14 protein-coding genes are annotated in these 10,267 nt (G+C 43.7%); 9 read left to right on the top strand and 5 right to left on the bottom strand.

Annotated elements, in window-relative coordinates; all coding sequences use genetic code 11:
• The 6 genes from ELS82_RS08385 to rplI all read left to right on the top strand — a co-directional run.
• The coding region (locus ELS82_RS08385) for an EF-Tu C-terminal domain-related protein (RefSeq protein WP_038889594.1) at positions 1–242 on the top strand (242 nt) is incomplete at its 5' end.
• Positions 243–550: 308 nt separating this feature from the next.
• On the top strand, positions 551–739 hold the full coding sequence (locus ELS82_RS08380) for a (2Fe-2S)-binding protein (RefSeq protein ID WP_053441728.1): 189 nt from the start codon (positions 551–553) through the stop codon (positions 737–739).
• A gap of 72 nt (positions 740–811) precedes the next feature.
• Positions 812–1,294: a bacterioferritin gene (gene bfr, locus ELS82_RS08375; RefSeq protein ID WP_134835096.1), complete on the top strand. Its 483-nt coding sequence runs from the start codon at positions 812–814 to the stop codon at positions 1,292–1,294.
• A 201-nt stretch (positions 1,295–1,495) separates the two neighbouring features.
• Positions 1,496–1,876 carry a 30S ribosomal protein S6 gene (rpsF, locus tag ELS82_RS08370; RefSeq protein ID WP_005472655.1) on the top strand — a complete coding sequence of 127 codons (381 nt, stop codon included), beginning with the start codon at positions 1,496–1,498 and terminating at the stop codon, positions 1,874–1,876.
• Positions 1,877–1,995: 119 nt separating this feature from the next.
• On the top strand, positions 1,996–2,223 hold the full coding sequence (gene rpsR / locus ELS82_RS08365; RefSeq protein WP_000090472.1) for a 30S ribosomal protein S18: 228 nt from the start codon (positions 1,996–1,998) through the stop codon (positions 2,221–2,223).
• Between the two features lie 31 nt (positions 2,224–2,254).
• Positions 2,255–2,707: a 50S ribosomal protein L9 gene (rplI, locus tag ELS82_RS08360; RefSeq protein WP_134835095.1), complete on the top strand. Its 453-nt coding sequence runs from the start codon at positions 2,255–2,257 to the stop codon at positions 2,705–2,707.
• Between the two features lie 33 nt (positions 2,708–2,740).
• On the opposite strand, the gene ELS82_RS08355 is transcribed toward rplI, so the two are convergent.
• The 4 genes from ELS82_RS08355 to ELS82_RS08340 all read right to left on the bottom strand — a co-directional run bounded on the left by ELS82_RS08355 (position 2,741) and on the right by ELS82_RS08340 (position 5,917).
• Positions 2,741–3,427, bottom strand: coding sequence for a hypothetical protein (locus ELS82_RS08355; protein ID WP_134835094.1), 687 nt, complete (start codon positions 3,425–3,427; stop codon positions 2,741–2,743).
• Complete coding sequence (locus tag ELS82_RS08350; RefSeq protein ID WP_134835093.1) at positions 3,424–4,341, bottom strand: hypothetical protein; 918 nt, start codon at positions 4,339–4,341, stop codon at positions 3,424–3,426. The genes ELS82_RS08355 and ELS82_RS08350 overlap by 4 nt, the downstream gene beginning before the upstream one ends.
• Positions 4,342–4,366: 25 nt before the next feature.
• Positions 4,367–5,074, bottom strand: a complete 708-nt coding sequence (locus ELS82_RS08345) for a hypothetical protein (protein ID WP_134835092.1) — start codon at positions 5,072–5,074, stop codon at positions 4,367–4,369.
• A 78-nt stretch (positions 5,075–5,152) separates the two neighbouring features.
• Positions 5,153–5,917, bottom strand: coding sequence for a DUF481 domain-containing protein (locus ELS82_RS08340; protein WP_208733152.1), 765 nt, complete (start codon positions 5,915–5,917; stop codon positions 5,153–5,155).
• A 174-nt stretch (positions 5,918–6,091) separates the two neighbouring features.
• On the opposite strand from ELS82_RS08340, the gene ELS82_RS08335 reads away from it, so the two are divergent.
• The 3 genes from ELS82_RS08335 to ELS82_RS08325 are packed head-to-tail and all read left to right on the top strand — an operon-like array spanning position 6,092 to position 9,773.
• Positions 6,092–7,504, top strand: a complete 1,413-nt coding sequence (locus ELS82_RS08335; protein WP_134835091.1) for a replicative DNA helicase — start codon at positions 6,092–6,094, stop codon at positions 7,502–7,504.
• 13 nt (positions 7,505–7,517) lie between these two features.
• Positions 7,518–8,594: an alanine racemase gene (gene alr, locus ELS82_RS08330; RefSeq protein WP_134835090.1), complete on the top strand. Its 1,077-nt coding sequence runs from the start codon at positions 7,518–7,520 to the stop codon at positions 8,592–8,594.
• Positions 8,595–9,773, top strand: coding sequence for a BamA/TamA family outer membrane protein (locus tag ELS82_RS08325; protein WP_134835089.1), 1,179 nt, complete (start codon positions 8,595–8,597; stop codon positions 9,771–9,773).
• Between the two features lie 45 nt (positions 9,774–9,818).
• Here the strand turns inward: ELS82_RS08325 and ELS82_RS08320 are convergent, their stop codons facing one another.
• A complete protein-coding gene (locus tag ELS82_RS08320) occupies positions 9,819–10,238 on the bottom strand; it encodes a secondary thiamine-phosphate synthase enzyme YjbQ (RefSeq protein WP_134835088.1) in 420 nt (139 codons plus the stop codon).
• Positions 10,239–10,267 lie beyond the last annotated feature (29 nt).

The raw sequence follows: 10,267 nt of genomic DNA, 5'->3' as shown, positions 1-10,267 counted from the left end.
ACGAAGGCGGCCGTCATACTCCGTTCTTCAAAGGCTACCGTCCACAGTTCTACTTCCGTACAACTGACGTAACTGGTGATATCTCTCTACCAGAAGGCGTAGAAATGGTAATGCCTGGCGACAACATCCAAATGCAAGTAGAGCTAATTGCTCCAATCGCAATGGATGAAGGCCTACGTTTCGCTATCCGTGAAGGTGGCCGTACAGTAGGTGCTGGTGTTGTTGCTAAGATCTTCGACTAATATTTAGTTGATATCTTGCACATTCTTCATTTGAAGAACATGCATCTGAAAAGGGGGGCTTCGGCTTCCCTTTTTGCTTTTTGTTATAAGTGATCTATCTAGATCTCTTCCCTAATATACTGATATTAAAAGTACAAAAGCTCCTCCTGTTAACCCCTCTAATTCATCGACTCCCTAACTCATTGAATCTGGCTACCAGGCCAAAAATCGATATAACAAATTGTTCTTAAAATCGATCAAACGCAACTGGTAATGAGAGTTGTTCTTGTTTATATTGCTTTGTGTTAGTCGTCATTTGGTAGTTGGGTATGTACGTTTGTCTTTGTCATGGCATTTCAGATAAGAAAATTAAGAAGTTAGCGATTGATGAAGGTATTACGGACATTCGTGGTATTCGCAAATGCACAGCTTTGGGCAGCCAATGTGGTAAGTGTGTTAAGCAAGCGAAAGAAATCCTCGCGGAAACCGAGCCATTTCGACTAAAACAAGCCAGTTAACACTGGTTTAGCCTTTTTGACACTCTTCTATTTGCTTCTATGTTTAAAGAAGCCAAAGAGGAGGGCTTTATAATGAAAGGCGATCCAATCATCATTCAACATCTCAACAAAGTGCTTGGCAATGAGCTCGTCGCAATCAATCAATACTTCCTTCATGCTCGAATGTACAAAGACTGGGGCTTAAAGCACCTAGCGGAGAAGGAGTATCATGAATCTATTGATGAAATGAAACATGCGGATCATTTGATCGAACGTATTCTATTTTTGGAAGGGCTTCCTAACTTACAAGATCTCGGCAAACTTATGATTGGTGAAGACACCAAAGAAATGCTTGAGAGTGACTTAAAACTTGAAATGGCCGCAATACCGGATCTAAAAAACGCCATTGCTTACGCGGAAGATACTCATGATTATGTCTCTCGCGACTTGTTCCAAGATATCTTAGAAGATGAAGAAGAACATGTTGATTGGCTAGAGACACAACTCGGCTTGATCGATATGACGGGTATCCAGAACTACCTACAAGCACAATATGTCGACGAGGATGATGATTAATCCAGACCCTCTGAGCGCCCAAACAGCAGCCTACTTTGTTCAGTAGGCTGTTTTAGTTTCGCCATCACATTTCTCTTGCTTCAACTGGTTTCTTTCTGTACTATTCGTGCTCCTTAAACTCGGTCAATTATCTTTAGTTCCTTGCTTCCTCTGGACGACCGGGCCATTTGTGGAAGCTGAATAATCCGTAAGGAGCAACCCATGCGTCATTACGAAATCGTATTCATGGTGCACCCTGATCAAAGCGAGCAAGTTGCTGGCATGATCGAGCGTTACACTGGTTCAATCACTGAAGCTGGCGGTACTATCCACCGTCTAGAAGACTGGGGCCGTCGTCAACTGGCTTACCCAATCAACAAGCTTCACAAAGCTCACTACGTTCTAATGAACGTTGAAGCTGACCAAGCTGTAATTGATGAGCTAGAAACTGCTTTCCGTTTCAACGATGCAGTTCTACGTAACATGATCATGCGTACTAAAACAGCGATCACTGAGCAATCTATCATGCTTAAGCAGAAAGAAGAGCGTGCTCCTCGTCGCGAAGAGCGTGCTGAAGCTAAGCCAGAAGCAGCAGCTGAGTAATTAACTCAGATTTAGTACTAAGTCTAAGTGCTTTAGTCTTAAAGCTTACTTTAAGACTAATTCTTAAGAAAACACTAAGACTGACAACTCTATTCAAATTTAAGATCAGGAGATAGCCCATGGCTCGTTTCTTCCGTCGTCGTAAATTCTGCCGTTTCACTGCAGAAGGCGTACAAGAGATTGATTACAAAGACGTAGCAACTCTTAAAAACTACATCACTGAAGCTGGTAAAATCGTACCTAGCCGTATCACTGGTACAAGCGCTAAGTACCAACGTCAACTAGCTCGCGCGATCAAACGTTCTCGCTACCTAGCTCTACTACCGTACACTGACAAGCATCAGTAATCGGTTCGTTTTTAAAAAGAGGAATTAAACAATGCAAGTTATTCTACTTGATAAAATCGGTAACCTAGGTGGTCTTGGTGACACTGTAAACGTTAAATCTGGTTACGCTCGTAACTTCCTTATCCCTCAGGGTAAAGCAGTTATGGCTACTAAATCTAACGTTGAAATGTTCGAAGCGCGTCGTGCTGAACTAGAAGCTAAAGTTGCTGAGCAACTAACTGCTGCTGAAGCACGTGCTGAGAAAGTTAATGCTCTTGAAGCAGTTGTTCTTGCTTCTAAAGCTGGTGACGAAGGTAAACTATTCGGTTCTATCGGTACTCGCGACATCGCTGATGCAATCACTGCAGCTGGCGTTGAAGTAGTTAAGAGCGAAGTTCGTCTTCCTGAAGGCGCACTACGTAACACTGGTGAGTTCGAGATCAGCGTTCAACTTCACTCTGAAGTTTTCGCTACAGTTAACCTACAAGTTGTTGCTGCTGAGTAATTCAGCTTAGAACGTATTTAATTAAAACACCCGCTATAGCGGGTGTTTTTTTATAGATTTAGACTTTAGCTTCCTTATCTTGATTGCAGCAAAATAATCTTCTTTAAAGTCAGAGCAATTGAGTATTCCTTCTGGGATCGTGAGGCGAATAGTAGTTCCTGATCTCACGATTGTCTTACTATTAACACCCGGTATAAAAGAAATATCTCCTGAACAAAGCTTGATGTTTTTATGAAGGATTGGTGAGTTGTTTAGATTATGCCCCTTTACTAGTTCATATCCAAATAGGCTTAGTTCTTTCTTAGGGGTGGATATCGTTTCTCTGAATGTAGCTTCTATAGAAACTTCAGGTGAGCTAAGTAGTTTAGATAAAAAAATGACTCGATCTTCGACCGATTTAGAAAATACCCATTCTCCGAGTATTGGCTCCCACTTCCCACCAAGCCTTATACAGTAGCGGTAGGTGAACTTGTTCTTTCTTCCTGTATTAAGGGTACAGATAGCAATAGAGTTTTGCTCTTCATATGGAAGTGTTAACTTAAAAACAGCATCATTTGCATAATGGATGTATTTGTCAGATATTTCTTCAACATGTAGTTTTACTATTTCACCAACTGGTAATGTTCGGCTGAAACTATCTATTAATATACGGCAGTGCATACCGGAAGTCGTACAAATAAAGTAGGCATCTGATTTACTAATGATCTTAAAATCTCTCATTCATCTTTTTCCACAGAGCTTATTATTTGAGCTGCAAGTTGTGCTTGTTCTTTCCGCGTGAGCTCCTCAGAGGTTTCCGGTTCTAACATATTGATGCTAGTTAGTATTCGTGTTAACCGCGCCCCAACTGGTCCCATAGTATTTAGATTGTCAGTTGATAGCTTGTAAGAGTCTCTTTTTTCATCATAAGCAGTTCTTGCTTCCTGCGTGACAATTTTAGCGACCTCTTCCTTTTGTTTATCTTTTGCAATATCAATATCATAGAGAACTTCCCTAAAGCTATTGTTATAGAGGCGCTTAAATTCAATCTCTAGGTTTCTTTCAGAGAGAGCCCGTAAGTGCGTTTTTTTGTGTTTTTTAATATATGCCTCTACTCGATTACAGTCAGCAAGCTTTATATCTTCAACTAGTAATCGCCTTCTTGCATCTTGTACCTCTATCTCAGAAGGTAAGTCTTTGAGCTGGTTAAACTTCTCTAATGAAGGTGGCCAGTCTTTATCGTCATTGAGGCGTTCAGTTAAATTTTTTATTAGGCGGAGGTAACTCTCGGAGTTTAGTGAAGTTGCAAACAGCATAAAGCGAGAGCCGGGCTCATCACCAAATTCCTGTCTAAGCTTCCCTTTACCGAAAAGATCTAGAAGGTCTCTCCAAACTTTACCGATAATTAGTTTTTGTTCATTGCTAAAGTTATTGAGCAATGCTTCTGTTTTAGGGGAGAACAGCGCTTTGAAGGAGTTAGTATCAGGGTTGATTGCTATAGGAGCGGCTTTATTGCTTTTTGTTTCAGGATGTCTTGGGCTAGTCAAACTCCCTTGACTGTTTGATTTATTGGACTCTCGAGACGTTCTTTCGAGGTAGGCTTGGAAGTCTTCTTTCGCTACTTCCATCATATTTTTAGGTTTATCATTAGTCATTGCCTAGCCTATGTAATTATAAACATTAGTAGGGTTTGTTTAGATAGTTACTAAACTTTTCTTCAAACTCAGATACAGAGTCTTGCTTTAGGACTTCTTGCCTTTGGAGTTTTTGATGCTTAGGGAAACTAAGATCCTTAAAGTCATATATTTTTTGCGTTAGTCGTTTGACTAAATGTCCTATAGTGAAGTTCTTTTCACCCGTTGAATAGATGTCTTTAACAAATGACTCCCAAATATCTTGTCGACCTAAAACAGCATGTTTGTGCATTAGCCCCTCGGCCCATTCTGGCACTGATTCGGTATAAATTTCATAAATATGAATATTTTTTTCTTTATCAGAGATGCTTAAGGGAGCTATCTGTTTTCTCTGCGAACGTGCTAGTTTAGCATTTGAAGGGTGAGAATTGTTTCCTAGTTTTTGAGCCTGTAATCTTGCTTCTTCCTGCAGGTCACGGGTTAACTCTTTGTTTGTGGATAAGGTTAGAGATCCCGATACTATATTTGAGTTGTTTGTAATTCTTGTTCTTAAAAGTTGATGCTGAGAATAAAGTCTATGCAAAGACTCATAAATGTTTTCGTTGCTTAGGGATGTCATCATAGCTAGCTCATCGTATGATGTATCAAAACTCCCCTTTCTATTAGAAAGGTCAGCAAGAGCTACGAGAAGAAGCTTATCTTGAGCGTTAGATAGCTTCACACTCCAAACTTGTTCAATTATTTTAGAAGACATTACTTGGCCTTGTATTCAAAACATAGTGCATACATATTATAGCTATTTGGGTGAGAGCTGGCGATAACCCAGATGCTTTTATAGTTTGAATAAAAGGTTTACCGAAAACATGCTATCTGCTTTGTACAAACCGTCTGGGACTTTATCGTGGTATTGGCGTGAGTAGGTTAGCTTCAGTGCAATGGTTTCTGTAATGTCGTTAGAGACACTTAAGTCGGTATCTGTTCGGGTGTTACTCCGACCCGATACTATTGTGACGGATGCGATAACCGCCAGATTATCTAACGCTTGCCATTTTGAGTTGAGATTACCACGAAAGATCCCTTCTTGAACGATATCAGGAAAAATGATGTCATCATCATCAATTTCATCTTTATTGGGCTCCTGATAGCGAAAGCCTGGACCAAATTCAAATTCGAGTAAGAATGTTTCTGTATTGGCAAATTGATAACCCAGACCGCCTGACAAGGTGTAATCCTTAAAGTAAGCGCTGTAACGTGAGTCAACACCATTGAAACTACTGTAGAGATAGGATTTGGGACCTAACTTGTAGTCGCTTTGTGCGTTGTAGGTCGATTGTCTTTTATCCTCTTCACCATCCTTATACAGCAAATAATACTTCCATTCGCCGCTGGTACGGTGACGCCCCTCAACATATGTTGCGTTAAGGCGTGAGTTAAGTGATTGCGAGTCTGAGTTACCCGAGTGAGCCTGATAGCCAAACTCAACTTCAGTTTTCCATGGGGAAGGCAGTTCAATATCCGTGTCGTTTTGCCCTGTATCGTCAGCATGAGCGAGCATAGAGCCCATTAGGCTGAAACTTATAAGCCAAAGTCTAGACACTCACTACCTCTATATTGATGAAACGAATGGCGCAATAGTAGATTCAAACTGAGCGAATACCGTCAGCAAGAAGTTAATTCTACATTAGAACTCGACAAAGTCTCTCTTTGGTACAGACAATGGCGACATTCTCGTTATAATTAGCGATCTAGAGCAAAGTTGTTGAGCAGATCCATGGCCGAAACCAAAGTAGATAATCGAAATAAAAAGTTTAGAGACGCACAAGTCGATGCGATCAAAGTCCCTCCTCATTCACTGGAAGCGGAGCAGTCCGTTATTGGTGGTCTTCTGCTTGATAATGAGCGTTGGGATACGGTAGCTGAGCGTGTTGTTGCCAAAGATTTCTACAGCCGACCGCACCGTCTAATCTTTGAAGCGGTAAAGACTCTACTCGAAGAAAACAAACCGCTCGACTTAATCACACTATCCGAGTTCTTAGAGCTGCGTGAACAGTTGGATGATGTCGGTGGTTTTGCTTACCTTGCTGACTTAGTTAAGAACACGCCAAGTGCAGCTAACATCAATGCCTATGCAGACATTGTTGCTGAGCGCGCATTGGTTCGTGACCTGATTGGAGTGGCTAATGAAATCGCTGATGCGGGTTATGACCCTCAAGGACGTAACTCTGAAGACCTGCTCGACCTTGCTGAAAGTAAAGTTTTTGCGATTGCAGAATCACGCACTAGCGAGAATGAAGGCCCGCAAAACGTCGAGAACATTCTTGAGAAAACATTAGAGCGTATCGAGATCCTCTACAAATCACCGCAAGATGGTGTGACAGGGGTGAATACCGGCTTCAATGACCTTAACAAGAAGACTGCGGGTCTACAGGGGTCAGATTTAGTGATTGTTGCAGCACGTCCATCGATGGGTAAAACTACTTTTGCGATGAACCTATGTGAGAACGCGGCAATGGCGCAAGAAAAGCCAGTGCTTATCTTCTCGCTAGAGATGCCAGCAGAACAGATCATGATGCGTATGCTCGCGTCGCTTTCACGTGTTGACCAAACTAAGATTCGTACTGGTCAGCTTGATGATGAGGATTGGGCGCGTATTTCTAGAACCATGGGTACTCTTATGGAGAAGAAGAACATGTACATCGATGACAGTTCTGGTTTGACGCCGACGGAAGTTCGCTCGCGTGCTCGCCGTATTGCTCGTGACCATGGCGGCTTATCACTAATCATGGTCGACTACCTTCAGCTAATGCGTGTACCTGCGCTGTCTGATAACCGTACCCTTGAAATCGCCGAAATCTCTCGCTCATTAAAAGCATTAGCAAAAGAGTTGAATGTACCTGTAGTCGCGCTATCGCAGCTAAACCGTTCCCTAGAGCAACGTGCCGATAAGCGCCCAGTAAACTCGGACTTACGTGAATCAGGCTCTATCGAGCAGGATGCCGACTTGATCATGTTCATCTACCGTGACGAAGTGTATAACCCAGATAGCTCAATGAAGGGCACGGCAGAAATCATCCTAGGTAAGCAGCGTAACGGCCCGATCGGTTCGGTTCGACTCACCTTCCAAGGTCAATGGTCTCGTTTTGACAACTACGCAGGCCCTGCGTTTGATATGGACGATGAATAAGCCAATGAGCTACATGAAAGCAGCCACAGCCTACATTAATCTTGAGGCTCTGCAGCACAACCTAGGGCAGATTAAGCAACAAGCGCCAAGCAGCAAAGTGATGGCAGTGGTGAAAGCCAACAGCTACGGCCATGGCTTACGTCATATCGCTAAGCATGCCAAAGGGGCTGATGCGTTTGGTGTTGCTCGTATTGAAGAGGCTCTGCAGCTACGAGCTTGCGGTGTGGTAAAGCCGATTTTATTGCTCGAGGGTTTTTACTCTCAAGGCGATCTGCCAGTTTTAGTTACTAATAATATTCAGACAGTGGTTCACTGTGAAGAGCAGTTGGAGGCACTGGAACAAGCTGAATTAGAAACGCCGGTTGTGGTGTGGCTAAAGATTGATAGTGGTATGCACCGACTAGGTGTGCGACCAGAGCAGTACAGCGAGTTTGTCACGCGTCTTAAAGCTTGCCGTAATGTGGCTAAGCCGTTGCGTTATATGAGTCACTTTGGCTGCGCAGGTGAGCTAGATAAAAGCACAACCAATCAACAGACAGAGCTTTTCCTCTCTTTAACCGAAGGCTGTGAAGGTGAGCGTTCTTTAGCGGCGTCCGCTGGCTTACTTGCTTGGCCAGACAGTCAGCTAGAGTGGGTTCGCCCGGGTATTATCATGTATGGCGTTTCTCCATTTAATGATAAGACGGCTCAAGACTTAGGTTATCAGCCAGTGATGACCTTGAAGTCGCATTTAATCGCCGTGCGCGATGTGAAAGCGGGTGAAAGCGTCGGCTATGGTGGCACTTGGACCAGCCAGCGTGATACCAAGGTTGGAGTGATTGCGATTGGTTATGGCGATGGTTACCCAAGAACTGCACCGAACGGCACGCCAGTTTTAGTCAATGGCCGTAAAGCACCGATTGCTGGGCGAGTATCGATGGATATGCTTACGGTTGATCTCGGACCGGATGCCACCGATAAGGTCGGCGATGAAGCGATTCTGTGGGGCAACCAGCTTCCTGCAGAAGAAGTCGCGAGTCATATAGGAACTATTGCCTATGAACTGGTGACTAAGCTGACATCTCGTGTTGATATGGAATACTCCAAGTAAATGAAGCGAAACCACATCAAACAAGTGCTGGCCTTATGTGCCAGCCTTTTTATTTGCGGCCAAGTGAATGCCAAAGAAAAAGATTCTGCATTTGTCCCTTTCTATTTTAGTACTGAAACTTTGGGCAATACATTTGGCGTAGCCGGTGTTGCTAAGGGTGTCGGCCAGCCTCAGGCCGCGCTTTTTGGTATGGCGCTTTACTCTGATAAAGACAGTTATGTCGGCTTTGTCTCTGCGTTTAATTATGCGTTATCAGAAAGCTTGCTGTTCAGTACTCAAATGTATCAGGCTCAGTTCAATCAAAACCCGTACTACTTAGGTGAGCAAGGTGATAATAGCTCGGTGACAGGTGATAAAACCGTTACCGATGGCTTTGAACAGAACTATCAATTTGAGTTTAAATATCTGCTGCCTTGGGGCAATGTTGAAAAACATGGTTTGATGGGGGCCTTTCAGCCAATTCGAGATGTCGACTTTGCCTCACCGTTAGACTCTGGTGTGACGTCGTTGGTAATGACGCCGTTCTTCTCATCGCGTGAATTAGATATTTATAGCCAGCCAGAAAAGGCGACAGGACTTGAACTGACATTAGATTGGGATAACCGCGATAGCGTGCGTAACCCAACTAAAGGCTCACATACCTCCGTTGAACTCACGGTTGCGGGTGAGCGTTGGCAAAGTGATGAGATTTGGACCAAGTGGGAGTTTCAAAATAGCCAGTATTTTGCACTAGGGCCGTTAGGTGAGTTATTTGATCAACAAGTCATTGCGTTAGACTTTTATACCGCCGATACGCCAAGTTGGGACAGCACTAAGCCACCGGAGCAAGAACAAGTGCGTTTGGGCGGCTTGTATCGACTCCGAGGCTACACTAGTGGTCGTTATCATGGACGCTCTGCAGTGCATTACTCAGCAGAATACCGAGTGTTGCCCGACTGGCAGCCGCTCGATGATATTCCGGTGATCAATTACTACGATCTGCCGTGGTGGCAGTGGGTGGTGTTTGCTGAAGCAGGTCGTGTCGCTGATGAGTATGATGCCAAAACACTCCACACTGATATGCAGTGGAACCTTGGCGGCGCTGTGCGCTTTCAAGTCGAAGGTATTGTGGTACGTGCGGAGTTAGCGAAAGGGGCAGATGAAGGCACTTTCCGCGTGATGATTAATCAACCTTTTTAAACACATAAAATGAGATATTGGGAGCCGAATGGCTCCCTTTTGCTCTTATTCGCCTTGAAGTGTCGCAATCACGCGGCGACTGCCACCGTGATCTCGATGCTCACCTAAATAGATCCCTTGCCAAGTGCCTAAAGCAAGTCGTCCGTTGCTAATTGGAATCATAATACTGCTGCCGAGCGTCGAGGCTTTAATATGAGCGGGCATATCGTCATCGCCTTCATAGGTGTGCTTATAGTAGGGCGCACGCTCGGGTACAAACTTGTTAAAGTGCTTTTCCATGTCGTGGCGGACGGTCGGATCGGCGTTTTCATTAATGGTTAAACTGGCTGAGGTATGTTGGATAAATAGCTGTAATAATCCGACAGAATAATCAGCTAATTGCGGTAATTGTTGTTCAATTTCATCGGTAATCAAATGAAAGCCACGTTGACGCGCGTTTAAATGGATGACTTTTTGCTGCCACATACAATGCCTATAATCGAGATTTCGTTAAC

The sequence above is a fragment of the Vibrio ouci genome, from assembly GCF_004551525.1.
In the GTDB taxonomy this organism is placed as follows: Bacteria; Pseudomonadota; Gammaproteobacteria; order Enterobacterales; family Vibrionaceae; genus Vibrio; species Vibrio ouci.
This window is presented reverse-complemented; position numbering and strand designations above follow the sequence as displayed.

What these genes read in the sequence shown, in the direction of transcription:
- rpsR (WP_000090472.1), top strand. Translation starts at nt 1,996, where the DNA reads ATGGCTCGTTTCTTCCGTCGTCGTAAATTCTGCCGTTTCACTGCAGAA.
- rpsF (WP_005472655.1), top strand. Translation starts at nt 1,496, where the DNA reads ATGCGTCATTACGAAATCGTATTCATGGTGCACCCTGATCAAAGCGAG.
- ELS82_RS08350 (WP_134835093.1), bottom strand. Translation starts at nt 4,341, where the DNA reads ATGACTAATGATAAACCTAAAAATATGATGGAAGTAGCGAAAGAAGAC.
- bfr (WP_134835096.1), top strand. Translation starts at nt 812, where the DNA reads ATGAAAGGCGATCCAATCATCATTCAACATCTCAACAAAGTGCTTGGC.
- alr (WP_134835090.1), top strand. Translation starts at nt 7,518, where the DNA reads ATGAAAGCAGCCACAGCCTACATTAATCTTGAGGCTCTGCAGCACAAC.
- rplI (WP_134835095.1), top strand. Translation starts at nt 2,255, where the DNA reads ATGCAAGTTATTCTACTTGATAAAATCGGTAACCTAGGTGGTCTTGGT.
- ELS82_RS08325 (WP_134835089.1), top strand. Translation starts at nt 8,595, where the DNA reads ATGAAGCGAAACCACATCAAACAAGTGCTGGCCTTATGTGCCAGCCTT.
- ELS82_RS08355 (WP_134835094.1), bottom strand. Translation starts at nt 3,427, where the DNA reads ATGAGAGATTTTAAGATCATTAGTAAATCAGATGCCTACTTTATTTGT.
- ELS82_RS08345 (WP_134835092.1), bottom strand. Translation starts at nt 5,074, where the DNA reads ATGTCTTCTAAAATAATTGAACAAGTTTGGAGTGTGAAGCTATCTAAC.
- ELS82_RS08335 (WP_134835091.1), top strand. Translation starts at nt 6,092, where the DNA reads ATGGCCGAAACCAAAGTAGATAATCGAAATAAAAAGTTTAGAGACGCA.
- ELS82_RS08320 (WP_134835088.1), bottom strand. Translation starts at nt 10,238, where the DNA reads ATGTGGCAGCAAAAAGTCATCCATTTAAACGCGCGTCAACGTGGCTTT.
- ELS82_RS08380 (WP_053441728.1), top strand. Translation starts at nt 551, where the DNA reads ATGTACGTTTGTCTTTGTCATGGCATTTCAGATAAGAAAATTAAGAAG.